Origin of the sequence: Devosia sp. LC5 (genome assembly GCF_000735585.1) — a bacterium.
Classification (GTDB): Bacteria; Pseudomonadota; Alphaproteobacteria; order Rhizobiales; family Devosiaceae; genus Devosia.
In genome coordinates, this window is the sequence record NZ_JNNO01000022.1 from 13,364 (window position 1) to 35,732 (window position 22,369).

The window sequence follows — 22,369 nt, forward strand, 5'->3', positions numbered from 1 at the left end:
CTCAATCACCACAGGTAAAAGAAAGCGAAAATGAAGACCCAGACCAGATCGACGAAATGCCAGTATAGGCCCGTGATTTCAACGATCTCGTAGCGGCCCTTGCGGGCGGTGAAGAAGCCGGGGCGGCCGGTATCGAAATCGCCGCGCCAGACCTTGCGGGCGACGATCAGCAGGAAAATGACGCCGATGGTGACGTGAGTGCCGTGAAACCCGGTGATCATGAAGAAGATGGCGCCGAATTGCTGGGCGCCGAACGGGTTCTCCCAGGGGCGCACGCCTTCGGAAATCAGCTTGCTCCATTCAAAGGCCTGCATGCCCACGAACATGGCGCCGAAGGCGGCGGTCAGCAGCATGAGAATGGCGGTCTTCTTGCGGTCGCGGCGATAGCCGTAATTGACCGCCATGGCCATGGTGCCGCTCGAGGTGATCAGCACGAAGGTCATGATGGCGATGAGCAGGAGCGGCATGTGGTGGCCGGCAATTTCCAGCGAGAAGACCTCGCTGGCATTGGGCCACGTCACGGTCGTGGACATGCGCGCCGTCATATAGGAGAGCAGGAAACAGCCGAAGATGAAGGTGTCGCTGAGCAGGAACACCCACATCATCACCTTGCCCCAGGAAGCCGTCTTGAACGAGCGCTGGTCTGAGGACCAGTCGGCGGCGATGCCGCGCCAGCCGGGTAGCCGCGCGGTGGGCTCGCGGGATGGTGTCACTGCAGGATCGCTCATGGCATTCCCCCTTGGGACAGGATCTGGCCGCAAAAGGCCAGGAATTCACCGGCCGAGCCCGAAAGAACCGCCAGCAGCAGCGCCCAGATCAGCAGCATGAACAGCCAATAGGTGGTGGAGAGCTCGACGCTCAGCTTGATCCGTTCGGCCCGCTCATTGCGCCGGATGCGTTCGAACGTGCCGGCCAAGGCAAACATGCCGCCAATGACGTGCAGCCCATGCGCCGCCGTCATCAGATAGAAAAAGCTGTCGGCCGGCCCCGAATTGACGAAATTACCGCTGGCCGCCAGCATGCGCCAGGCGGCGAACTGGCCGACTAGAAACAGCAGCGCACACCCACTCGCCACCAGTACACCAGTTCGCACCGCGCCCCTGTCATCCCGATTGGCCGCCCGTAGCGCCCATTCCAGCGCAATTCCGGTGCCGACGAGCGCCAGCGTATTGGGCCAGACGATCCAGGGCAGCGGCATGTCCCGCCAGTCCAACCCTTCCGAGCGCAACAGATAGCCGGTGATCAACAGGGCAAAGAGCGAGCCGACCACGGCCAGGAACACCCCCAGGCCAACTTGCGCCGGAGCATAAGGGCTAGGGTTTGGCGTGGCCAGACCACCGGCGGAATCGACTTCGAGCCAAGGCTTGGTGGCCAGTCCCTGGCGCGACAGGAACCAGCCCACGATAAGGGTGAGGATGGCGATGAAACCCAGAATGGCGCTCATGCCGGGTCTCCCTTGGTCACCGAGCCAGGCTCGTTCTGGGGGATGAAATCCTCCTTGGCACCAGGGACGCTGTAGTCATAGGCCCAGCGATAGACATTGGGCAGGTGATCACCCCAATTGCCATGCGGGGGCGGGGTGGTGGGCGTCTGCCATTCCAGCGTCGTGGCCCGCCAGGGATTGGGCCCCGATGGCCTGCCGTGGCGCAGGCTCCAGATCAGGTTGAACACGAAGACCAGCTGCGCAAAGCCGACGATGAAGGCCATGATCGAGATGAAGGCGTTCAGGCTGTGCCCTGACTCGGGCATGATCATAATGCCTTCGGTCTCGAAATAGCGGCGCGGCAGCCCCATCAGGCCCAGATAATGCATGGGGAAGAAAATGAGATAGGCGCCCAGGAACGTGACCCAGAAATGGAACTTGGCCATGGCGTCGCCCAGCATGCGGCCAGTGACCTTGGGATACCAGTGATAGATGGCGCCAAAGATCACCAGGATCGGCGCCACCCCCATAACCATGTGGAAATGGGCGACCACGAACATGGTGTCCGAGAGCGGCACGTCGACCACCACATTGCCCAGGAACAGGCCGGACAGGCCCCCATTGACGAAGGTGACGATGAAACCCAGGGCGAACAGCATGGGCGGATTGAAATGAATATCGCCCTGCCACAGCGTCAGCACCCAATTGTAGACCTTGATGGCCGTCGGCACCGCGATGATCAGCGTCGTGGTGGCAAAGAAGAACCCGAAATAGGGGTTCATGCCGCTGACATACATATGGTGCGCCCAGACCACGAAGCTGAGCACGCCGATGCCGACAATGGCCCAGACCATCATGCGGTAGCCAAAGATGTTGCGCCGGGCATGGGTGCTGATCAGGTCCGAGACGATGCCGAAGGCGGGCAGGGCGACGATATAGACTTCGGGGTGGCCGAAGAACCAGAACAGATGCTGGAACAGGATCGGGCTGCCCCCGCCATAGCTGAGCTGCTCGCCCATTTCGATCAGTGTGGGCATGAAAAAGCTGGTGCCCAGATATTTGTCGAACAGCATCATGACCGCGGCGACGAACAGAGCCGGGAAGGCCAGCAGCGCCATGACGGTGGCGACGAAAATGCCCCAGATGGTGAGGGGCAGGCGCATCAGCGTCATGCCGCGGGCCCGCGCCTGCAGCACGGTGACAGTGTAGTTGAGGCCACCCATGGTAAAGCCGATGATGAAGACGATCAGCGACACCAGCATGAGCATGATGCCCCATTGCTGGCCCGGTGTATTGGAGAGGATCGCTTGCGGCGGATAGAGCGTCCAGCCGGCACCGGTCGGCCCGCCCGGCACGAAAAAGCTGATCACCAGCAGCATGACGGCGACGAAATAGAGCCAGAAGCTGAGCATATTGGCATAGGGGAACACCATGTCCCGGGCGCCCACCATGAGCGGGATGAGGTAATTGCCAAAGCCGCCCAGGAACAGCGCGGTCAGTAGATACACGACCATGATCATGCCGTGCATGGTGATGATCTGGTAATAGCGGTCGGCATCGATGAATTCGACCAGACCGGGGAAACCCAGTTGCAGGCGGATCAGCCAGGACAGCACCAGCGCCACAAAGCCGATAACCAAAGCGGTCACCGCATACTGCACCGCAATGACCTTGGCATCCTGGGAAAAGACGTATTTCGTCCACCAGCTATGGGCGTGGTAAAGTTCCATCTCCTCGAGTTCGGCGGGCGGCACAGTGGCGCTCGCGTCATGGGGGATGTCGGCCATAAATTCCTCCTCAACTCTCCTCTTTGAAGTGCGGCCGTCTCATGCGGCCTGGCGCTTCAGCCCCCTTTTGATTCAGGAGGATAGGCTGGCAAATGTCGACTGCGACGTCAGCCATTCCTGGTATTCTTCGTCGGTGACCACGGTGACGGTGCCGCGCATATAGGAATGCCCGACGCCGCAGAGTTCGGCGCATAGGATTTCGTAGGTGCCGGTCTTGGTCGGGGTGACCCAGAAATAGGTCACAGAGCCGGGGATCATGTCCATCTTGGCGCGGAATTCGGGCACGTAGAAATCGTGCAGCACATCGACCGAGCGCAGCAGGAAGCGGACCGGCTTGTCGACCGGCAGGATGAGCTCGCCCCCCTCGATCAGCAGATCATCCTGCCCCAGCGGGTCATTGGGGCTTACCCCCAGCGTGTTATCGCCTCCGATCAGGCGATTATCGGCAGCGCCCAGCTTGCCGTCCTCGCCGGGCAGGCGGAAGCTCCACAGCCATTGCTGGCCGATCACTTCGATATCGGTGGCGGTGTCGGGCACTTCGACATATTGCGCCCACACGAACAGGCCCGGGGTCAGCATGGCGATGACGCCGCCGGCGGTGAGGGCGGTCAGCCAGCCTTCGAGCCGCTTGTTCTCGGGCTCGTAGCTGGCCTTGCGGCCTTCCTGATGGCGGAAGCGATAGAGGCAATAGGCCACGAACAGCACCACGGCGGCAAAAACCGCGCCGGTAATGGCAAAGGTCAGCACCATCGTGCCGTCGATATAGCCCCAGTTCGAGGCCAGCGGCGAAAACCACCATGGGCTGAAGACATGGAACGCCACCGACGCGACGACGATAACCACCATAATGACAGCAACGAACATGATCCCTCACCTTCCATCCGGCGGGAGAGATCGCGGTGCAACGGCGAGCAAGCATCCGCCGTAAACAAGCGGACCTGGACGGCCGTAATTTCGCACTTTGGTCACTGGCATGGCCACGCTCCTTGCATCACCCCCTCCGGTGACCTCAATGCAGGAACAGACACGACGCTAGACAGTGAGGAGCATCGCTTAGCGCGGTGCGGCTCACTCGAGGGGAAGGCTGTCATTGACTTGATAAAATGTCAACGTGCTGCCGCAGCACCCGATTTGGCTTCACGCGCGTTGCATGGGCACCATCATGACTTGCACAGGCTGAACTAAATCCGGCTCCCAGGCATTGCTCCTGCAGAGGGTTCACCGCTCAACCGGAGGATTTCAGAATGGCTGACGACAACGACCCCTGGGTGGACAAGGATTTCGAGGCGGCAGTGCGGGATACGGCCTATTTTCTCTGGGAGAATGATGGCCGCCCGTTCGGGCGCGAGAAAGAATACTGGTTCGCAGCGCTCGATAAATGCCTGCGCCAGCGCCATGCCGACGCCTTGCTGCGGCGAGGGCTGGATGGTGGCGAGCGGCCGGCGGACGACAATATCGATGATCTGGGACGGCCGGTGAACAACCCGCGCGGCAAGCGGCTGGAGCAGCCGCTGGACAATGACGATGCCGTGCGCAAGTAGCGCCGCTTAAGGCGCCGGCGAGACGGTGGTGCGGAGATCACTCTCGGGCTGATTGTTGTCATCTGGCGCACCGTTTGCCGCCCGTTCGACATCCTGGTGCAATTGCTTGATTTCGTGCTCGCTGAGCCGTTCAGCGCCGATGAAGTCGTTCCTTGCCGTTTTGCTGGTCAGGATGAGATCGTCCAGCTTGGCGTGCAGGGCCTCGCTATCCCGGTTCTGCGTGTTCTGCAGCACAAAGACCATCAGGAAGGTGACAATCGTGGTGCTGGTGTTGACGACCAATTGCCAGGTTTCGGAAAAGCCGAAGAACGGTCCCGACACGGCCCAGACGACCACGCCCAGCAGCGCGGTGCCGAAGGCGAGAGGCTTGCCGGCGGCGTGGGAAACACCACTGGAAAAACGCGTAAAGATGTTCTTTTGCGACACTGCTTCACCCTGATCGCGAGCAACAATGTGCCGCAACAACGCTGGCGAGCGACAAATCGATCCCTGGTCGGGGCTAGCCCACCGCCTTGCGCGGCGGAATGACGTAGCGAGCATGCGGCGTGGTCAGGTCGATCACGTGGCCGTCCAGATCACGGATCACGGCGCGAACCTGTTCGCCGAAGGTCATGGGCTCCTCGATGATTTCCACCTCGAAGGGACGGATCGCATCGATGGCGGCGGAGACATCATCGACGACGATTTCCAGATACGAACCCTGGGCCACGCCCCGTGCGGCACGGGGGACGAATTCACTGACCCAGTCGATGAGGCCCAGTTGAAAGGGGCTGTCCGGCTGGGTGGCCAGCACTACGTACCAGGTTTGGGTATGCACCTGCCGGAAGCCGCAGAGCGCCCGATAGAATTCGGTGCTGGCGGCAATGTCCCGGGTCAGAAGATTGGTCGAAATACGATGGGCGATGGCCATCGGGAATTCTCCGTTCCGCACGAAGTTTTGTAGGGAGGCCAACGGCGCTGGCGCGGGGAAGGTTGCATCCGCGTGGGGCAGCCCCGCAGTTTCCGCGCAACATCCGGGCCGGGTAATGCGTTGGTCCTGATCAACGATGAGGAGACATATCATGCCCATCCATCGCACTTTTGCGTCCATTGCCCTTGCCGCCTGTCTGGGTCTTTCCCCCGCGGCCATGGCGCAGGAGCATGTCATCGGCGGGCAGGCGGTGCCGGCCGAACAGGTTGACGCCATCCAGGAGCGCTGCGACGAGTTGCGCTATCAACAGGGCACTACGGGAACGCAAACACCGGAAACCACGATGACAGAAGCACCGGCTACCGATCCGGTGACCGCTGACCCTGGCGCGCAGTCCGGAGCGATCGACATCGAAACCCTGACCCTGACGATGTGCGATGAAGGCGGCTTCGCGGCGTCCGAGGAGGCGAACTAGCGGAGCGCGGGAAATGAAATGCTTCCGTCAAATAGCCAAGGGGGCAGAAGCCCCCGATGCCGTCACCATCGGCATCGAACGCAATGCAGAGGGCGCAATTCTGGCGACCGTGCGGTGGCCATTGCGGGGCGGCGTGAAGGCTGGCGAAGCGACCTACCACTCCGTACCCGAAGCGTTCAACGCGGCGCGGGCCGCCGTGGATTTGCATGGCTTTGCCGAAATCGTGGTGACGCTGCAAAGCGATGATTTGTGGCGCCCCGAATGGGGTGAGTTGCAGCCAGCCGGCATGGCGTTGAGCGAGGATGAAGCGTTCGAACTGGCGCGCGCCACCGAGGCCAGCCGCGATGCCTGAGCCCGCAAGCAATATCTGCGGCGTGAGCGCCATGGTCAACGCGACGCGCCGGCGCAGCGGAGCGTTCTGCGCTTGCAATATGATCAGTGGCCGCATGCACCCGGGGCGTGGCCGCCCTATTCGGAGCCGCGCTGGGAGGTCTTTTCGAGCTCGGCAACCTCTTCCAGCAGCCGCTCGCGCGGCTGGCCGTCCGGCTGTGCGGGAGCCGATGCATCCGCTAGCGCCTGGGCCAACACTTCTTTGAGCCGGTCAGGTCCGGCGGCGTAATGCTGGTCCACCAGAACCTTGGCCAGCAGCTTGAAGTCGGTGGTCATGGTTTCACCTCCTCGTCTTGCCTGAGCTTAACGCGCCCTGGCGGCAGCGGTTTCCTAAGCGGGCCAATTGCGCTTGGCGCCTTCCAGCCAGCGATAGCCATAGGGGGGCAGGGACAAGGCCAATGTGCCGTGGATGTCGAATGTGTCACTGCCGAGCAGATCGGATAGTTGAGCCGCGAAATGTTCGCCCAGACCGAGCGTAATATCCTGCTGCTCGCCGGACAGGTTGTGAGCAACGAGTACCAGATTAACGCCATCCCCGACGGCACGGACATGCACCGCCGGATTGTCGTTCGATACCGGAAAGGCGCGTCCGCGCAGCAGCTTGCTCACCTGGCGTTTGGCGCGGATCAGCGCCTTGACCTGGCCAAGCAGGGAGGCGGGATCTTTGGCCTGCTGTTCGACATTGACATGGCGATAGGCGAAGCGCCCCTGGTCAAGCGCCGGCTGGATGAGCTTTGATGGCGCGGCCTTGGAAAAGCCGCCGTTCTTGCCGGAGGTCCATTGCATGGGCGAGCGGACCGAAAGGCGGTCGGGCTGAGACAAGTTATCGCCCATGCCGATTTCATCGCCATAGACCAGCACGGATGCGCCGGGCAGCGACAAGGTCAGGCTCAGGGCCATGGCGATCCGCTGGCGATTACCGTCCAGCATCGGGGCGATGCGCCGCCTGATGCCGCGGTCATGCACCACGGCCTTGGGGTCCTTGGCAAAGGTGGCAAAGGCCTCGGCCCTGACGCCGGCGGGCACCTGCGAGAAATCCAGCTCGTCCAGATTGCGCAGGAAATTGGCCCAGCCGCAATCGGGCGGTGGCTCGGGCAGCAGGTCCAGGGCCTCGGAAATGCGGGCGGCCTGTTCGGTGGCCAGCCCGGCAAAGACATAGCAGGGCAAGAGGAAATTGAAGAGCAGGCCAAGCTGGTCGCCCTGCCCGAAATAACGCCCGGTCTCGGCGGGCGGCAGATTGACCTCGCCCACCAGCAGGCCGCCGGGGCGCCGGTCCTGCATATAGGTGTTGAACCTCTGCAGTACGCCGTCCGGATTGTCAGGATCGGCCGTGGATAGCCCGTTCTGGCCGATGACGAAGGGAATGGCGTCGAGCCGGAAGCCGGCGACACCCAGCGAAATCCAATAATCCATGACATGTTCAATGGCTTCAAGCACGGCCGGGTTGCCGGTATTGAGATCGGGCTGGAAGCGATAGAACTTGTGATAATAAAAAGCGTGAGCCACCTGGTCATAGGTCCAGATCGTGGCCTCGTCGTCGGGAAAGACCGACTGATCATCGGGTTTGACGGGCGGGGCGTCCCGGCTCCAGACGTAATAATCCCGGAACCGGGAGCGCTCGTCGCGCCGGGCGGCCTCGAACCAGGGATGTTCGTCGGAGGTGTGATTGACCACGAGGTCAATGATTACGCGGATGCCGCGCTCGCCCGCTTCATGCAGGAAATCGAGGAAATCGGCCGTTGTGCCGAGCCGGGGGTCGATACGGTAATAGTCGCTGACGTCATAGCCATTGTCCCGGCCGGGCGAAGCAAAGAACGGCAGCAGCCAGACACAGGTCACGCCCAGGTCTGACAGATAGGGGATTTTGCTGGTCAGCCCGGGAAAATCACCGATGCCGTCACCATCGGCGTCAGCAAACCGCTTGACGTCGATGGCATAGAAAACCGCATCCAGATACCAGGGTTCGTCATGCGCCATGCTAGGCGATGCCTTTGCCGCCGGTGACCCCGAAGACTTCGCCGGTGATGAAGCTGGCTTCCTGGGAGGCGAGCAGGACATAGATGGGTGCCAATTCGACCGGCTGCCCCGGCCGGCCAAAGGCGCTGTTCTGGCCGAAGGTTTTGACCATTTCGGGGAATTGGCCGCCGCTGGGCTGCAAGACTGTCCAGAACGGGCCGGGCGCCACTGCATTGACGCGGATGCCTTTTTCGATCAGCTGCTCGGCCAGTGCCTTGGTATAGGCCGCGATGCCCGCCTTGGTCGTGGCATAGTCGAGCAGGTGGGCCGATGGTTCATAGGCCTGGATCGAGGTCGTGGTGATCACTGCCGCGCCTGGCGGCAGGTGCGGCGTCGCAGCCCTGGCCAGCCAGTGCAGCGCATAAAGATTGGTCTTCAGCGTCTTGTCGAAATCGGCCGAGGTGACCTCCCCGACCGATTCCCGCGCCTGCTGGCGAGCGGCGTTGATAACCAGGATATCGAGCCCGCCCAATTGCTCCACCGCATCGGCGACGATGGATTTGCAGGTTTGCTCATTGGAAATATCGCCGGGCAGGGCCACGGCCTTGGTGCCGGCCTTTTCGATATAGCCGATCACCTCATTGGCGTCCTCGATCTCCTCGGGCAGGAAATTGATGGCGACATCGGCGCCCTCGCGGGCATAGGCAATGGCAGCTGCCCGCCCAATGCCCGAATCGCCGCCGGTGATGAGCGCCTTGCGGCCCAATAGCCGTCCGAAGCCGGCATAGCTGTCTTCGCCATGATCCGGCGCCGGCTCCATCTTGCCCACAATGCCTGGCGGCGATTGCGGCTGGGCGGGAAAGGGCGGGGCGGAATATTGGTAACGGGGATCCTGCATGGTAAAGCGGTCCGGCATTGCTGGCCTCCTTGTAAACTCCGGAACCAATGTCTCAACGGCCCAAGTGTTCCCCATTTTCCACGAGTTTTGGCCTCTGCGCCGCTTGCGCATTGACCATTTTGCACGCGCGTGCAATGACCGCTTCTTCCTGGAGTTGAGTGAGATGAGCGTCACGCTGGAGCAAAAGATCGAAGCCGCCGGGCCGGCATCGGAAGCCGGACAGGGCCAGCCAGCGTGACGCGTTTTGCCGTTATCGCCGACCCGCATTTCCATGATGCGGCGTTCACCGGGACGGGCGATCGGCTGTTTCTGCGCAGCCTGGCCGACACCGCCGAATCCACCCGTGTCTTCAACGAAAGCGCGCCGGCATTCCGTGCGGCGCTGGACCAGATTGCTGCGCAGGGTATCAAGACAGTCATCATCGTGGGCGACCTGACCGATGACGGGCAGGCCTATGCGGTGGACGGCGCCCTGACCCTGCTCGAAGGCTACACGGCCAGGCTCGGCATGCGCTTTTTCATGACGGTGGGCAATCACGACCTGTTTGCGCGGGCTGGGCGGCACCAGTCCAAGCGCATCCTGCGGGACGATGGGCGCTATGACCTGGTGACCAGCGACGCGCAGGCAAGTGACGCTGACGCTGCGGGTCGCGTGGTGACCGGGGCGATGCTTGCCGGCGGTTACGATCGCGTCGTGCCGGCTTTGGGCCGGCTCGGCTTCATGCGCCACCCCCAGGATATTCACTGGGAGAGCCCCTTCGGCAGCGATGATGCCCTGACAAGCCGGCTTTATACGGTGCGTTCGGACGATGGCAGCCAGAGTGTGGACATGGTCGACGCCTCCTATCTGGTGGAGCCGGCGCCGGGCCTGTGGCTGCTCTCGCTCGATGCCAATATCTATCGCCCCAAAGGCGACGGGTTTGCCGATTGTTCGGAGGCGGGCTGGAATGCCGCGCTGGAGTTCAAGCCCTATCTGCTGGCCTGGACCGCCGATGTGGTCGCGCGGGCGCAGCAATTGGGCAAGCAATTGGTGGTGTTTTCGCACTATCCCGTAGTCGATCCGCTCGATAGCACGATTGACGAAGAACTGGCCCTGCTGGGCAAGACCACGTTCGCGCGCCGCATGCCGGTGCCGGCCGTGTCGGAAGCGTTTTTGGCGGCAGGGGTGAAGTTGCATTTCAGCGGGCATTGGCACGTCAATGACACGGCGCGCATCGCCGATGATCGTGGCTATGTACTCAATATGGCGGTGCCGGCGCCGGTGGCGTTCCCGCCGGCCTATAAGATCTGCGAGCTATCGGCCGAAACACTGCATGTCGATACGGTGATGCTGCGCGATGTGGCGGGCTATGATGTGGGCTTTGCCCGCTATGCCGCCGAATGCGCGGTAACGGGCTATGATGATGAAGGCCTGCGCGCTGCCACCGATCACTTCGGCTTTATCGGCCGGCATCTCGATCTTCTGGTGCGCGACCGCTATCTGCCGCGCGAATGGCCACAGAGCCTGCGCGGCATGGTCGAAAGAGTCAATCTTGGTGCCGTGGCCCGGCTGGCCGGTGGGATGCTGGCGCCCGACATGGCGAAATTGCCATTCATGACGGCGGTGGTGGATTGGTACAAGCTGCGCAAGGCCAGCGATCTGGCATTGGGCGAGATCGGGGCAGCGCGGCTCGAGGCTTATGCAAAGCTGGCCGCGCTATTTGGCGCGCGCAGCTGGCCGGAAGAGTCGAGCGAGCGGCAGTTGGGCCGGTTTTTCGGCATGATGATGCGCTACGGGGCAGGCCTGCCGGCCACGCGCTTCAAGGTGGATCTTGCCAGCGGGGCGGTGACCCCGGACTAAAGCCGTTTGCCGCTGGCGCTGTCAAAATAGGACGCATTGGCGAGGTCGAGCCCCAGCGTCACGCTGTCGCCTACCGCGCCAGCAAAATCGCCCGGCATGCGCAGGCTGAAAACGCCGCTCTCGGCCTCGCACCACAGGATCGTGTCGGGACCCATGGCCTCGATCACGCTGACCTTGGCGGCAAAACCCGGCAGGCCCGAAGCCGTGCCGAGCACGATCTGTTCGGGCCGCAACCCGGCAATGACGGCGCGTTCCTCGGCGGACTGCGGCGCAGACTGTGGCAGCTCGAATGTACCAAGTTCGGAGCGAAAGAACGTCTTGCCCGCCTTGGGCACCAGCGCACCCGAGACCAGATTCATGGCCGGCGAGCCGATGAAGCCGGCAACGAACAGATTGGCGGGGCGGTGGTAGATTTCGCGCGGGCTGGCCAATTGCTGGATAACGCCATCGCGCATGATGGCGATACGATCCGCCAAGGTCATGGCCTCCACCTGGTCATGGGTCACGTAGATCATCGTGCTCCCCAATTCCTGGTGCAGTTTCTTGATTTCGACGCGCAGCTCGGTGCGCAATTTGGCGTCGAGATTGGAGAGCGGTTCGTCAAAGAGGAATATATCGACATCCCGCACCAAAGCCCGCCCGATCGCCACGCGCTGGCGCTGGCCGCCGGACAGCGCGGCCGGGCGGCGCTGAAGATAGGGCTCGAGTTGCAGGATTGCCGCCGTGCGCTTGACCCGGCGGGCAATTTCGTCCTTGGCCATGCCGGCGACCTGCAGGCCGAAGCTGAGGTTCTTTTCGACATTCATATTGGGGTAGAGCGCATAGGACTGGAACACCATGCCGATGCCCCGATCCTTGGGGTCGGCCCAGGTGACATTGCGCTCGCCAATCCAGATTTCACCATCCGAAAGATCGGACAAGCCCGCAATGGCATTGAGCAGGGTGGATTTGCCACAGCCCGAGGGGCCCAGCAGCACGAGGAATTCGCCTGCGGCGATCTCGAGATCGAAATCCTTGACCACGGCGGTGCTGCCATAGCCGATAGCGACGGAACGCAGGGAGACGGGAACGGGCATGGCAGCTAACCTTTTACGGAACCGGCAGTGATGCCGCGGACGAACCAGCGGCCGGAGACGAAGTAGGCGACAAGCGGGACCAGCGCGGTCAGGACGGTGGCGGCCATATGGACATTGTATTCCCGCTGGCCAGTCGTAGTGGTGACGATATTGTTGAGCTGCACCGTCATGGGAAGATTGTCGCGACCGGCAAAGACCAGGCCGAGCAGGAAATCGTTCCAGATGCCGGTCATCTGCATCAGGCCGGCTACCACCAGCATGGGCAATGACAGCGGCAGCATCAGCGCGTAGAAAATGCGCCAGAAGCCCGCCCCATCGACGCGCGCGGCCTTGAACAATTCCACGGGTATTGCGGCGTAGTAATTGCGGAACAGCAGCGTGGTCAGCGGCAGGCCGAACACGACATGCACCAATACGATGCCCGCCAGTGAATTATAGAGCCCGAGCGCCGCGGTGGCGCGCACCATAGGAAAGAGGAAGATCTGCAGCGGAATGAAGCCGCCAATGGTGATGGCGGCAAACAGCAGCTTGGAGCCCGGCGGCTTCCAGAATGAGAGGGCATAGCCGGTGACCGCGCCCAGCAACACCGACAGGATGGTGGCGGGGACGGTGATCTTGACCGAGTTCCAGAAGCCGACGCTCACCCCGTTGCAATTGACCCCGGCACAGGCGCTCGACCAGGCCTCGAGCCAGTATGACCAATCCAGCATCTGCGGCAGGGAAAAGATCTGCGCCGAGCGGATTTCGCCCATGCTCTTGAACGAGGTGACGATCATCACATAGGCCGGCAGCAGGAAGAACAGCGCGGCGATGAGCAGAAAAGCATATAGGCCGATGCGCGCAGTGGTCAGCCGTTGCGGGCGCTGGCCGCGGGCCGTGGCGGGAAAGGGATCGCGCATCAGAGCCTTCCGTTCTGGCGGCGCGTCCAGATATCGCGCGCATAAAGAATGGGAATGGTGACGGCCATCACGGTGAACAGCATCACGGTGGCGCCGGCCGTAGCCAGCCCCAGGTCCTGGCGGGCGAACAGGCTATCCATGATGAACTTGGCCGGCACTTCGGTGGATTGTCCGGGGCCGCCATTGGTCAGTGCCACCACCAGGTCAAAGGTGCGCACGGCGCCCATGGTCAGCAGCATGAAGGCGGTGGCCACCGAGGGGCCCAGCTGCGGCAGCACAATGGTGAGATAGGTGCGCCACATGGGGATACCTTCGATCCGGGTGGCACGCCAGAGATCGGCGTCAATGCCGCGCAGTCCGGCCAGCATGAGAACCATGACGAGGCCCGCGCTCTGCCAGATGCCGGCCAGTGCGACAGCATAGATGGCCATGTCCGAGCGCGTGGTCCAATCGAAGGTGAACCAGCCCAGCCCTGCGGCTCGTGCGGTGGCCTGGATGCCGATTTCGGGGTTCATCAGCCATTGCCACATCAGGCCGGTGACAATGAAGGACAGCGCATAGGGATAGAGAAACATGGTGCGCCAGGCGCTTTCAAAGCGCACGCGGCGGTCGATGGCGATGGCGAGCAGCAGGCCCACCACCATGGCGCCCAGCACGTAGACCACGCCGAAGGTCAGCACGTTCTCGATGGAATTGGACCAGCGCGCGGTACCAAACAGGCGCTGATATTGCGACAGGCCGGCAAATTCGCTGGACGGCAGCATGCGGGATTTGGTCAGCGAAATCTGCACCGTCCAGACCGTGGTGCCCAGATAGACCAGGAGGATGATGAGCCAGGCCGGCGTCAGCGCCGCCATGGCGGCTACCGGCAGGCGTAGCCTGCCGGTGACCTTGGATCGGCCGGGGGGTGACGCAGTGGTGCGTGCGCCCGATTGATCAACCATTGGCGAAAGCGGCCTTGTATTGCTCGATGAAGGCTTCGCTGGTCATCGCCGGATCGGCAAAGAAGGCACCCACGGCATCCTTGAAGCCGCCATTGATGGCGGGCGACAGTGTCATGGCGGCGTCGGGAACGATCTTGTCCTGCTTGACCAGTTCGATCGCCGTTTGCGCACAGGCATCGAGGCCCGATGTGTCCACGTCGGTGCGGATCGGCAGCGAGCCCTTGAGCGCCGAGAAATCGGCCTGCACCCTGGGATCGAGTACGGCTTCGGCCAGCAGCGCCTGCGCCTTGTCCTCGTCGGCATTGCCGGTCTTGGGGAAGGTAAAGGCATCGGCCAAAAAGATCAGCGAATCCGTGCTCGGGGTGAGGGCGCAGCCGTAATCGATGCCCGGCGTTTCGCCGGCCGTGGTGAATTCGCCCTTGATGAAGTCGGACAGCAATTGCACACCGGCTTCGTCCCGGATCACCATTGCCGTGGCGTCATTCCAGTTGCGGCCGGGTGCGCCGGCATCGACATAGTCGCGCATACGGCCGAAGACATTGACCGCCTCGGCGAATTCGGGCGTGTCGATGACCGACAGGTCACTGTCCTTATAGAGTTTGGTGAAGGCTTCGGCGCCAATGGTGGAGAGCACCACGGCATGGAAGACGATGCCTTCCTGCCATGATTGGCCGCCCCAGGCGATCGGCACCAGGCCCGCCGCCTTGATCTTGTCCATGGCAGCGAAAAATTCGTCCCAGCTGGTCGGGGCCTCGGTAATGCCGGCCTTTTCGAACACCGGCATGGAATAGAACATCCAGCTGCCCGCATGCATGCCGGTGGGCGCCATATAGACCTTGCCGTCCATGGTGATGGCGTCGAGCACGACCTGGGGCACTACCCCATCGGGCACGGCGGCGTGGAAAGCAGTGTCGATATCGTTCATCAGGCCCTGGGCGATCAGCTCGGTGACTTCGGGCCCGGCAACAGCAGTCTTGGCGGTGGGCGGGTCACCGGCGAGCAGGCGGCTGATATAGGCCGCATTGGCGCTTTCAAAGCCGGCCACGGACCAATCGACCCATGTGCCGCCCCGGGCGGTAAAGGCATCGGAAATGACCTTGACCGCGGCGGCTTCGCCACCCGAGGTCCAGGAGTGGGCAACTTCCGCAGTGAGGTCCTGGGCCTGGGCGGTCGAAACCAGCAGCAGGGCGGTGAGACTAGGCAGGAGTAGACGCATTGGGGGTAGTCCTTCCTTGCACAGAGCGAGCGGGCTGGCCGTCGCGCTTTAGCCGATGATGGGGAGCAGAGTGGTCTCGACGAATTGCCGTGAGGCGATCATTTCGGACAGGGGATCGGCGGCGGCATCGAGTTCGAGAACCGCCCAGCCGGAAATATTGTGGTCGCGATACATGCGCGCCCAGGCCGGCCAATCCACCCGCCCGGCGCCCAGGCGGCAGAAATAGGCCTGGTGGCTGTCGTGGATGCTGGCATCGATGGGAATGTCGAAGGGCATGACGCCGGTGGCGTCTTTCCAATGTGCCACGACGAGCCGGTCGATATGGCGAGTGGTGACCGCCACCGGATCGGCGCCCGAACCCAGCAGGTGCGCGGCATCGGGGCAGAAGCCGACATAGAGCGGGTCGGTCAACAGCATGAACAGATCGACATCGCGCGACGTGCAGAACACGGAATGAGCTTCGGTATGGAGGGCGAGTTTGACCCCATTGCGCAGTGTCAGCGCGCCCAATTCGTTGATCACCTCGGCAATGCGCTGGGCATAGGGCAGGTCGACAAATAGCGGCGGCTCGGCGTCGCGGGTGCGGCGCATGGGCAGGCCCACCACCATGGCATCCCCGCCACAGGCCGCGATCACCTCGGCATAGGCTTTGACGAGATCGAACAGCTTGGAGCGGACCGCCGGATCGGCGATGTCGCTGCCATGCTCCAGATCGGCAAAGAAGCCGCTGGCCAGCGTCAGCCCGCGCTGTTCCATGGCGCGGGAAAACCCGGCCACGGAACCGAAGGTCTTGATGGCATGCTGCCAGTTGAATGGGGAAAAGGTGGGCTCGATACCGCGCAAGCCGGCCGCAGCGACAGTGTCGAGAATTTTGTTCCAGAACAATTCAGGTTTTGATTCGGCGAAAGCAAGAATATCTCCGTGATTTCCAACACCCCAGAATTCGGGATGGAAGAAAGTTACAAGATCAACTGCCATGTCTATTTTGGCGTGCAGTGCCACGACGCGCTCCTACCCGACACCAGCAAAGTTTTTGCGGCGCTTTGTTTCATCGATCTGAATGTTTTTGGATTGGCAATCGATTGCCAACGCGATATTGATTGCACATGGCGTTTTGGTGCGCAAGCGGAAAAAGTGCACCAAAATTAGGCTGTGTTACGTGTTTGACGGCACACGATTTTTACCGGCAAGAAGGGCAAAGGAGGGACAGCGATGAGCAAAAAACCAGCGCCTGACCGGATATCTGCGCCATCCGTTGCCGATGTTGCGCGCGAGGCCGGGGTGGCGCCATCCACGGTCAGCCGCGCGCTGACCATGCCGGGGCGAATCGCCGAGCCGACCCGGCTCAAGGTCGAGGCCGCTGCCCGCAAGCTGGGCTATATCGTCAACCAGACTGCGCGCAACCTGCGCATCGGGCAGACGCGCACGATCATGATCGTGCTGCCCGACGAGCTCTATATCGGCGCCTCCCAGACCGTGCTCGAAGTGCTGCGTTCGGCTGCGGCCGCATTGACGGCGCGGGGCTATTCCCTGGTTATCGCCAATGTGTCGCGAGAGGCCCAGACCGACGAGCATATTCTGGCGCTGGCCTTTGGCGGCACAATATCGGGCGTGTTGCTGATGGCCAGCCCCGTCCCCAGCATCGGGGACCGCAACCTGTTGCAAGCCGGCCTGCCGCTGGTCTCGCTGCATTTCGACATGAGCGCGCAGAACGTGCCCAGCGTGATCAGCAATGACAGCGCGGCGATCGGGGAGGCCGTGGAGGCCCTTGTCGGCCTGGGGCATACGCGGTTTGTCTATATTCGCGGCCGGCCGGACAATTACCACGACGTGGAACGCCTCAAGGGTGTGCGCCTGGCCCTGCAGCGCTGCGGCCTGCCGCCGGACGAACTCAGCACGATGCAGGGCGATTTCTGCTTCAGCGGGGGTACCAGCGCCGCGCAGCGTTATCTCGCCCTGGCGCCGCAGGACCGCCCGTCGGCCGTGGTCTGCGCCAATGACGACACTGCCATCGGCTTCATCAAAACCGTCCTTGATGGCGGGCTGAGCGTGCCTGGCGATGTCTCGGTGGTCGGCTTCGACGGCGCGGCGGTGGGTGCCTTCATGACGCCCAGCCTCTCCACGGTCCAGCAATCCACCGCCGAAATGGGGCGGCGCGCCGTCGATCTGGTGATCGGCATGGCCCTGGGGGATCTCCCCAGACCGCCCCTGCGGACCGAAGTGCCTTGCCAATTGGTGCTGCGCCAGAGTGTGCGCGCGCTGCCGGCCGATCCCTCCTAGTTCCATCCCGCGCCCAGGCCGGGCGCTTCACCACAGAAAGCCGATAGATGTCTAAAGCCCAGTTCGACGCGATGGTTATCGGCTCAGGCGCGTCGGGTTCGTTTGCCGTCCGCGAGCTGACGGCTCAGGGCCTCAAGGTGGTGCTGCTGGAGGCAGGGCCGGAAATCGGTCCCAAGGATTTCGAGGTCAAGAGCAAGATCCGCCAGTCGGATATCAATCTGTGGCAACGCGCCAAGGCGACGCTCAGCGGGCAGGGGGTACAGGCGCGGGCCGCCTATTTCGACATGCGCATGCGCAACCTGTTCGTCAACGATCGCCAGCATCCCTATACGACCCCGCCAGACGCTCCTTTCGTGTGGATCCGCGGGCGCCAGGCCGGCGGGCGCACCCATACATTCGGGCGCGCGCTGCTGCGCTGGACCGACGATGATTTCAAGACGCGCACCCGGACGGGGCAGGGCGAGGATTGGCCGATTTCCTACAATGAGTTGGTGCCCTATTACGAAGAGGTGGAGCGGTGCCTGGAAATCTACGGCCGCGACGACAATGTCCCGACCCAGCCCGACAGCGTCTATACCCATGAAGCGCGGCTGACCGAGGCCGAGCAGCTGTTCAAGGCGGATCTGGAAGGCAAATGGCCGGATCGCCGGGTGATCACCTGGCGCTATATCGGGCCGGAGCCGACCCGCATTTTGCGTCCGCTGCGTGATGCCATGGCCAGCGGCAATCTCGATATCCGCTACAATGCCATTGCCCAAAGGGTGCTGACCGACGAGCAGACCGGACGCGCCATCGGCGCCGAAATCATCGACCGGCTGACCGGCCAGCGCAGCACCATCACTGCCTCGGCCGTGGTGCTCTGCGCCTCCCCGGTCGAGAGTATCCGCCTGATGCTCAATTCGGCGTCAGCCCGCCATCCCAATGGGCTGGGCAATAGTTCGGGCACGCTGGGCCGCTACTTTATGGATCAATTGCCCTGCATCGCCACCGGCTCCTATCCAAGGGTCAAGGGCGCGACGAGCGCTGATACGGCGCCGCCGGACCCGTTTTATGGCCCATCCGGTGGCATTTTCGTGCCCCGCTTTGTCGGCAAGGACGGCATGGCGGCGAGCGAATTCAATTTCCAGGGCTCGATCGGGCGGTATCCCACCGGCTCCTCGGGCAATGCGCGGCTGTCGTTCTTCGGCTTCGGCGTCATGCAGCCCACGGCCGACAACCGCGTCACCATCGATCCCAAGCGCAAGGACGGCTGGGGCATTGCCGTGCCGCATATCCGCTGCAAGATGGGTCCCGCAGACGAGGCCACGCTGACCAGGCAATTGGCTACCTTGACCGAAATTGTCGAGGAAACCGGCGGGGAACTCGAATTTATCGGCTCGCCGCTGGGCCTGGTCGAAAAGGGTCGCGGCGCCTATCCCGATGCCGATCCGCTCAGCCGTTTCCTGTTCCGCCGCATGTTCACCAAAACCATGGTGATGGGCGCGGCGATCCATGAGGCCGGCGGCGCACGAATGGGCCGCTCGCCCGACCAATCGGTGCTCAATGGCTCCAACCAGAGCTGGGACGTGCCCAATCTCTTCGTCACCGACGCCAGCGCCTTTGCCAGCAGTGGGGTGGCGGGCACGACACTCACCATCATGGCTCTGACCGTGCGCGCCTGCCGCCACCTGGCCCAGGAAATGAAGGCCGGCCGGCTTTAGCCGTCCCTGTCGCGGTTGCCGCCGCAAGCAAGGCTTGGGTCAACACACCCTTCCACGTTCGACAAGGAAGTCCAGTAACGCCCTGGCGCGTGAGGGCAGCGGCCCGCCCTGGCCGACATAGACGGCGTGGAATGTTTCCCTGTCGCCTGTGCTGAGATGATCAAGGATCGGTACAAGCCGCCCTGAGGCTATGTCATGCCGCACCGTGAAGGCAGCGAGGCGGGCGAGCCCGACGCCGGCCAAGGCAAGATGTCGCAGACCCTCGCCGTCGCTTGCCTGTACACGGCCGGTGGCTGGCACCACTACGGTTTCGCCATTCTCGCGTACCGTCCAGCCGTCCACTGCCCGCGCATAGCCGAAGCCAAGGCGATTGTGCTCCTGCAGAGACGCAATGGTGGTCGGCTCGCCGCAACGCACAAGATAGGACGGTGCGGCAACAATAATCAGCGCCGTCTCGCCAAGTTTGCGGGCAACGAGGCTGGAGCTTTTCAGCGGTCCCGCCCGGATGGCCACATCCATGCGCTCACCCAGCAGGTCGACCACGGCGTCGGTTTGCACGATATCAAGCGTGACGCCCGGATGGCGCGCCAGAAATTCCGGCAGGAGCGGGGCAAGGATATGGTTGGCGTAGGACGCGCTGGTATTGACGCGGATGCGGCCGACGGGCCGCTCACCCACGCCCGCCGCGCGCTCGGCGTCCTCCAGATCGGCAAGAATGCCCGTCGCCCGCTCGTAGAAAGCACAGCCTTCGGGCGTGAGGATGAGCTGGCGCGTCGAACGATTGAGAAGCCTGGCGCCGAGCCGGGCCTCCAGCCTGGCAATCAGCTTGCTGACCGCTGAAGGCGTCATGCGGGAAGCGCGCGCGGCGGGCGAGAAGCCGCCATGTTCGACCACGCGCACGAACACTTCCATTTCGCCGATTCGGTTGGCCTCAAGCCGTGCCATTGATGAGTTCAACTCACAGGTGATGTTCCTATGAGCATTCTATTTCATCCCGCGTCAAAGGTCTATCTTTGAGAAAATTGCTCTGAAGGAACATCGAGATCACCATGCCGCTGGCGCTCTACGCTTTGACGGCCGGCGCCTTTGGCATCGGCATTACAGAATTTGTCATCATGGGCCTCTTGCTGGAGGTCAGCCGTGAACTGAACGTCCCCATCGCGAGTGCGGGTCTGCTGATTTCCGGCTACGCACTGGGCGTCGCCATCGGCGCGCCGGTCCTGACTGCGCTCACCGCCCGCTGGCCGCGCAAGCATGTGCTGGTCGGGTTGATAGTCATCTTCATCATCGGCAATGCCGCCTGTGCGCTGGCGCCGACCTATGGCTGGCTGATGGCGGCGAGGGTGCTGACCGCGCTGACGCATGGAACCTTCTTCGGCGTCGGGGCGGTGGTGGCCACCGGCCTCGTGCCGCAGGACAAGCGCGCCTCGGCCATCGCCATAATGTTTACCGGCCTGACGGTCGCGACTGTGCTCGGCGTGCCCTTCGGCACATGGCTCGGGCAGCACTATGGCTGGCGCACGAGCTTTTGGGCGGTGACGCTGGTGGGTCTCATCGCGCTTGTTGTCCTTGCCGCGCTGGTACCGCAGGACCGGATGCCGCCCGAAGCCTCCGACTGGCGGGCCGACTTGCGCGCCATTGCCCACCGTCCGGTGCTGCTCGGCCTGCTGACGACTCTGCTCGGCTATGCCGGGGTCTTCGCCGTCTTCACTTATATCGCACCGCTACTGACACAGATCAGCGGTTTTGCCGACAGCGCCATCTCGCCAGTCCTGCTGGTCTTCGGCGGTGGCCTGGTGGTGGGCAACCTGCTGGGCGGCAGGCTGGCCGACCGCAACTTGATCGGTGCCATCCTGGGCACTCTGGCGGGGCTCGCCACTGTGCTTGGCCTGATGACCTTCGCCCTCCACAGCCCAATTGCGGCAATCATCTTCACCGGCCTGCTCGGTGCCGCGGGCTTCGCCACCGTCGCGCCCCTGCAGATGTGGGTGCTGTCTAAAGCCGGTGGCGCGAGCCAGAGCCTGGCATCCAGCTTCAATATCGGGGCTTTCAACATCGGCAATGCCATCGGCGCATGGGCGGGCGGCGTGGTCATCGACCATGGGCCGGGCCTCGCCATGGTGCCTATCACGGCCGCGCTGTTCCCGCTTCTCGCCATTGCCATCGCGGTGATCGCCGTTCGGGCAAGCAAGCGCGCGGCGCTCATGCCCTCCTGCAATCCCGTTCTCTAAGAAGCATTCCCATGGACTATCGAGCGCTCGGCGAATCCGGCACTCAAAGTGCCGATCCTCAGCTTTGGTGCAGGCACTTTCGGCGGTTCCGGCTCGTTCTTCGGCAATTGGGGCAGATACAGCCGATGCCTATTCCGACGGAGCTTCCGAGGCAGTGCTTGGCCAGGCGATCAAGGGACGGTGCGATGCGGTGCTGATCTCGACCAGGGCCGGGCCGCCGTTGGGAGACGCCTGGCCCAGTATCGGCCGCCGCAGTTCAACGCCGATAGAGCGCCAATACGCGACCTTGCGATATGGCGACTGCATCGCCTGCCGCCGCCAGGCCGCCACCCTTGCCGCCTTCGACAGTGATGATGGCGGGGCCAATGGCGTCGCCGGCCAAGTTGTAGCAATGCACCTGGCCTTGTTCGGTCAGGACATGGACGTAACCACCGACGACAAGGGGTTGGCCGGCGAAACTGCCCGGCAGGGAATTGAACCACAATTCCCGCAGTGCCGGCTTCTTGAACAGCAGGCCCTTCTGTTCGAGCGCGATGGCGCGGATGATGCCGCTGTCATCGGCGGCAATAATGGTATCGTCCGCCAATGCCGGCCCGGAGGTGATGGCCGTGCCCTCCGGGATGGCCAGGCGCGTCACCAGCGCGCCAGTGGCCGGATCATAGGCGTTGAGCGCGTTACGCGCGCCCCAAAGCAACAGGTTGCCGGCCATGATGACATTGAAATGATACTGATCGACCTCGACCGACCAGATTTTCTCCCCGGTTTGGCAGTGCAGGCAATGCAGGTGGATGCTGGATTGGCCAA

25 protein-coding genes and 1 pseudogene are annotated in these 22,369 nt (G+C 62.8%); 10 read left to right on the forward strand and 16 right to left on the reverse strand.

Features of this window, described 5'->3' with window-relative positions:
• Positions 1-5: 5 nt before the first annotated feature.
• The 4 genes from FF80_RS12090 to FF80_RS12105 all read right to left on the reverse strand — a co-directional run bounded on the left by FF80_RS12090 (position 6) and on the right by FF80_RS12105 (position 4,074).
• Positions 6-728 (reverse strand): heme-copper oxidase subunit III family protein, encoded by a 723-nt coding sequence (locus FF80_RS12090; protein WP_035100715.1) that lies wholly within the window; start codon positions 726-728, stop codon positions 6-8.
• Positions 725-1,444, reverse strand: a complete 720-nt coding sequence (locus FF80_RS12095; protein WP_035100716.1) for a cytochrome c oxidase subunit 3 — start codon at positions 1,442-1,444, stop codon at positions 725-727. The genes FF80_RS12090 and FF80_RS12095 overlap by 4 nt, the downstream gene beginning before the upstream one ends.
• On the reverse strand, positions 1,441-3,210 hold the full coding sequence (locus FF80_RS12100) for a cbb3-type cytochrome c oxidase subunit I (protein WP_035100718.1): 1,770 nt from the start codon (positions 3,208-3,210) through the stop codon (positions 1,441-1,443). Before FF80_RS12100 ends, FF80_RS12095 begins: the two co-directional genes overlap by 4 nt.
• 72 nt (positions 3,211-3,282) lie before the next feature.
• A complete protein-coding gene (locus tag FF80_RS12105) occupies positions 3,283-4,074 on the reverse strand; it encodes a cytochrome c oxidase subunit II (protein WP_035100719.1) in 792 nt (263 codons plus the stop codon).
• A 380-nt stretch (positions 4,075-4,454) separates the two neighbouring features.
• Between FF80_RS12105 and FF80_RS12110 the strand changes: the two genes are divergently transcribed.
• Positions 4,455-4,751, forward strand: coding sequence for a DUF2934 domain-containing protein (locus FF80_RS12110; protein ID WP_035100721.1), 297 nt, complete (start codon positions 4,455-4,457; stop codon positions 4,749-4,751).
• Positions 4,752-4,757: 6 nt separating this feature from the next.
• Here FF80_RS12110 and FF80_RS12115 read toward each other — a convergent pair whose 3' ends face one another.
• Together FF80_RS12115 and FF80_RS21005 are read right to left on the reverse strand one after the other, a co-directional pair.
• Positions 4,758-5,177 carry a low affinity iron permease family protein gene (locus FF80_RS12115; protein ID WP_052153464.1) on the reverse strand — a complete coding sequence of 140 codons (420 nt, stop codon included), beginning with the start codon at positions 5,175-5,177 and terminating at the stop codon, positions 4,758-4,760.
• 73 nt (positions 5,178-5,250) lie between these two features.
• A complete protein-coding gene (locus tag FF80_RS21005; protein ID WP_052153458.1) occupies positions 5,251-5,661 on the reverse strand; it encodes a VOC family protein in 411 nt (136 codons plus the stop codon).
• 151 nt (positions 5,662-5,812) lie between these two features.
• Between FF80_RS21005 and FF80_RS12125 the strand changes: the two genes are divergently transcribed.
• Positions 5,813-6,136, forward strand: a complete 324-nt coding sequence (locus FF80_RS12125) for a hypothetical protein (protein WP_035100724.1) — start codon at positions 5,813-5,815, stop codon at positions 6,134-6,136.
• 13 nt (positions 6,137-6,149) lie between these two features.
• Positions 6,150-6,488, forward strand: coding sequence for a hypothetical protein (locus FF80_RS12130; RefSeq protein ID WP_035100727.1), 339 nt, complete (start codon positions 6,150-6,152; stop codon positions 6,486-6,488).
• A gap of 116 nt (positions 6,489-6,604) precedes the next feature.
• Here FF80_RS12130 and FF80_RS12135 read toward each other — a convergent pair whose 3' ends face one another.
• The 3 genes from FF80_RS12135 to FF80_RS12145 are packed head-to-tail and all read right to left on the reverse strand — an operon-like array spanning position 6,605 to position 9,398.
• A complete protein-coding gene (locus FF80_RS12135; RefSeq protein ID WP_035100728.1) occupies positions 6,605-6,802 on the reverse strand; it encodes a hypothetical protein in 198 nt (65 codons plus the stop codon).
• Between the two features lie 54 nt (positions 6,803-6,856).
• On the reverse strand, positions 6,857-8,503 hold the full coding sequence (locus FF80_RS12140) for an alpha-amylase family protein (protein ID WP_035100731.1): 1,647 nt from the start codon (positions 8,501-8,503) through the stop codon (positions 6,857-6,859).
• Position 8,504: 1 nt separating this feature from the next.
• Complete coding sequence (locus tag FF80_RS12145) at positions 8,505-9,398, reverse strand: SDR family oxidoreductase (protein WP_035100734.1); 894 nt, start codon at positions 9,396-9,398, stop codon at positions 8,505-8,507.
• On the opposite strand from FF80_RS12145, the gene FF80_RS21695 reads away from it, so the two are divergent.
• A complete protein-coding gene (locus tag FF80_RS21695) occupies positions 9,379-9,618 on the forward strand; it encodes a hypothetical protein (protein ID WP_152558365.1) in 240 nt (79 codons plus the stop codon). The two genes, FF80_RS12145 and FF80_RS21695, sit on opposite strands and share 20 nt — an antisense overlap.
• Entirely contained in the window at positions 9,615-11,219 is a 1,605-nt protein-coding gene (locus tag FF80_RS12150; protein WP_035100737.1) for a metallophosphoesterase, read from the forward strand. The genes FF80_RS21695 and FF80_RS12150 overlap by 4 nt, the downstream gene beginning before the upstream one ends.
• On the opposite strand, the gene FF80_RS12155 is transcribed toward FF80_RS12150, so the two are convergent.
• Genes FF80_RS12155 through FF80_RS12175 form a run of 5 tightly spaced genes read right to left on the reverse strand, consistent with a single transcriptional unit; the run spans position 11,216 to position 16,332 of the window.
• Positions 11,216-12,295, reverse strand: a complete 1,080-nt coding sequence (locus tag FF80_RS12155; RefSeq protein ID WP_035100740.1) for an ABC transporter ATP-binding protein — start codon at positions 12,293-12,295, stop codon at positions 11,216-11,218. The genes FF80_RS12150 and FF80_RS12155 overlap by 4 nt on opposite strands.
• Before the next feature lie 5 nt (positions 12,296-12,300).
• Positions 12,301-13,194, reverse strand: coding sequence for a carbohydrate ABC transporter permease (locus FF80_RS12160; protein WP_035100743.1), 894 nt, complete (start codon positions 13,192-13,194; stop codon positions 12,301-12,303).
• Positions 13,194-14,138, reverse strand: a complete 945-nt coding sequence (locus FF80_RS12165; protein ID WP_081917408.1) for a sugar ABC transporter permease — start codon at positions 14,136-14,138, stop codon at positions 13,194-13,196. Before FF80_RS12165 ends, FF80_RS12160 begins: the two co-directional genes overlap by 1 nt.
• Entirely contained in the window at positions 14,131-15,354 is a 1,224-nt protein-coding gene (locus tag FF80_RS12170; RefSeq protein WP_052153459.1) for an ABC transporter substrate-binding protein, read from the reverse strand. The genes FF80_RS12165 and FF80_RS12170 overlap by 8 nt, the downstream gene beginning before the upstream one ends.
• Before the next feature lie 48 nt (positions 15,355-15,402).
• Positions 15,403-16,332 carry a sugar phosphate isomerase/epimerase gene (locus FF80_RS12175; protein WP_152558366.1) on the reverse strand — a complete coding sequence of 310 codons (930 nt, stop codon included), beginning with the start codon at positions 16,330-16,332 and terminating at the stop codon, positions 15,403-15,405.
• On the opposite strand from FF80_RS12175, the gene FF80_RS22095 reads away from it, so the two are divergent.
• The 3 genes from FF80_RS22095 (at position 16,276) to FF80_RS12185 (ending at position 19,334) form a co-directional block, all read left to right on the forward strand.
• A complete protein-coding gene (locus tag FF80_RS22095) occupies positions 16,276-16,503 on the forward strand; it encodes a hypothetical protein (protein WP_200877197.1) in 228 nt (75 codons plus the stop codon). The two genes, FF80_RS12175 and FF80_RS22095, sit on opposite strands and share 57 nt — an antisense overlap.
• A 63-nt stretch (positions 16,504-16,566) precedes the next feature.
• Positions 16,567-17,634 carry a LacI family DNA-binding transcriptional regulator gene (locus tag FF80_RS12180; RefSeq protein WP_052153461.1) on the forward strand — a complete coding sequence of 356 codons (1,068 nt, stop codon included), beginning with the start codon at positions 16,567-16,569 and terminating at the stop codon, positions 17,632-17,634.
• Between the two features lie 47 nt (positions 17,635-17,681).
• Positions 17,682-19,334 carry a GMC family oxidoreductase gene (locus FF80_RS12185; RefSeq protein ID WP_035100745.1) on the forward strand — a complete coding sequence of 551 codons (1,653 nt, stop codon included), beginning with the start codon at positions 17,682-17,684 and terminating at the stop codon, positions 19,332-19,334.
• A 39-nt stretch (positions 19,335-19,373) separates the two neighbouring features.
• Here the strand turns inward: FF80_RS12185 and FF80_RS12190 are convergent, their stop codons facing one another.
• A complete protein-coding gene (locus tag FF80_RS12190) occupies positions 19,374-20,279 on the reverse strand; it encodes a LysR family transcriptional regulator (RefSeq protein ID WP_035100746.1) in 906 nt (301 codons plus the stop codon).
• Positions 20,280-20,383: 104 nt separating this feature from the next.
• Here FF80_RS12190 and FF80_RS12195 point away from each other — a divergent pair, with 104 nt between their 5' ends.
• Together FF80_RS12195 and FF80_RS22215 are read left to right on the forward strand one after the other, a co-directional pair.
• Positions 20,384-21,565, forward strand: a complete 1,182-nt coding sequence (locus tag FF80_RS12195) for an MFS transporter (RefSeq protein ID WP_035100748.1) — start codon at positions 20,384-20,386, stop codon at positions 21,563-21,565.
• An 11-nt stretch (positions 21,566-21,576) separates the two neighbouring features.
• Positions 21,577-21,794: pseudogene (locus FF80_RS22215) on the forward strand (aldo/keto reductase); the annotation flags it as partial.
• A 27-nt stretch (positions 21,795-21,821) separates the two neighbouring features.
• Here the strand turns inward: FF80_RS22215 and FF80_RS12200 are convergent.
• A partial coding sequence (locus FF80_RS12200; RefSeq protein WP_035100750.1) for a PQQ-binding-like beta-propeller repeat protein occupies positions 21,822-22,369 on the reverse strand: 548 nt, incomplete at its 5' end.

Coding starts and splice junctions, on each gene's coding strand:
- FF80_RS12090 (WP_035100715.1), bottom strand. CDS start 728: ATGAGCGATCCTGCAGTGACACCATCCCGCGAGCCCACCGCGCGGCTA.
- FF80_RS12095 (WP_035100716.1), bottom strand. CDS start 1,444: ATGAGCGCCATTCTGGGTTTCATCGCCATCCTCACCCTTATCGTGGGC.
- FF80_RS12100 (WP_035100718.1), bottom strand. CDS start 3,210: ATGGCCGACATCCCCCATGACGCGAGCGCCACTGTGCCGCCCGCCGAA.
- FF80_RS12105 (WP_035100719.1), bottom strand. CDS start 4,074: ATGTTCGTTGCTGTCATTATGGTGGTTATCGTCGTCGCGTCGGTGGCG.
- FF80_RS12110 (WP_035100721.1), top strand. CDS start 4,455: ATGGCTGACGACAACGACCCCTGGGTGGACAAGGATTTCGAGGCGGCA.
- FF80_RS21005 (WP_052153458.1), bottom strand. CDS start 5,661: ATGGCCATCGCCCATCGTATTTCGACCAATCTTCTGACCCGGGACATT.
- FF80_RS12125 (WP_035100724.1), top strand. CDS start 5,813: ATGCCCATCCATCGCACTTTTGCGTCCATTGCCCTTGCCGCCTGTCTG.
- FF80_RS12130 (WP_035100727.1), top strand. CDS start 6,150: ATGAAATGCTTCCGTCAAATAGCCAAGGGGGCAGAAGCCCCCGATGCC.
- FF80_RS12135 (WP_035100728.1), bottom strand. CDS start 6,802: ATGACCACCGACTTCAAGCTGCTGGCCAAGGTTCTGGTGGACCAGCAT.
- FF80_RS12140 (WP_035100731.1), bottom strand. CDS start 8,503: ATGGCGCATGACGAACCCTGGTATCTGGATGCGGTTTTCTATGCCATC.
- FF80_RS21695 (WP_152558365.1), top strand. CDS start 9,379: ATGGTAAAGCGGTCCGGCATTGCTGGCCTCCTTGTAAACTCCGGAACC.
- FF80_RS12145 (WP_035100734.1), bottom strand. CDS start 9,398: ATGCCGGACCGCTTTACCATGCAGGATCCCCGTTACCAATATTCCGCC.
- FF80_RS12155 (WP_035100740.1), bottom strand. CDS start 12,295: ATGCCCGTTCCCGTCTCCCTGCGTTCCGTCGCTATCGGCTATGGCAGC.
- FF80_RS12160 (WP_035100743.1), bottom strand. CDS start 13,194: ATGCGCGATCCCTTTCCCGCCACGGCCCGCGGCCAGCGCCCGCAACGG.
- FF80_RS12165 (WP_081917408.1), bottom strand. CDS start 14,138: ATGGTTGATCAATCGGGCGCACGCACCACTGCGTCACCCCCCGGCCGA.
- FF80_RS12170 (WP_052153459.1), bottom strand. CDS start 15,354: ATGCGTCTACTCCTGCCTAGTCTCACCGCCCTGCTGCTGGTTTCGACC.
- FF80_RS12175 (WP_152558366.1), bottom strand. CDS start 16,332: ATGGCAGTTGATCTTGTAACTTTCTTCCATCCCGAATTCTGGGGTGTT.
- FF80_RS12180 (WP_052153461.1), top strand. CDS start 16,567: ATGAGCAAAAAACCAGCGCCTGACCGGATATCTGCGCCATCCGTTGCC.
- FF80_RS12185 (WP_035100745.1), top strand. CDS start 17,682: ATGTCTAAAGCCCAGTTCGACGCGATGGTTATCGGCTCAGGCGCGTCG.
- FF80_RS12190 (WP_035100746.1), bottom strand. CDS start 20,279: ATGGCACGGCTTGAGGCCAACCGAATCGGCGAAATGGAAGTGTTCGTG.
- FF80_RS12195 (WP_035100748.1), top strand. CDS start 20,384: ATGCCGCTGGCGCTCTACGCTTTGACGGCCGGCGCCTTTGGCATCGGC.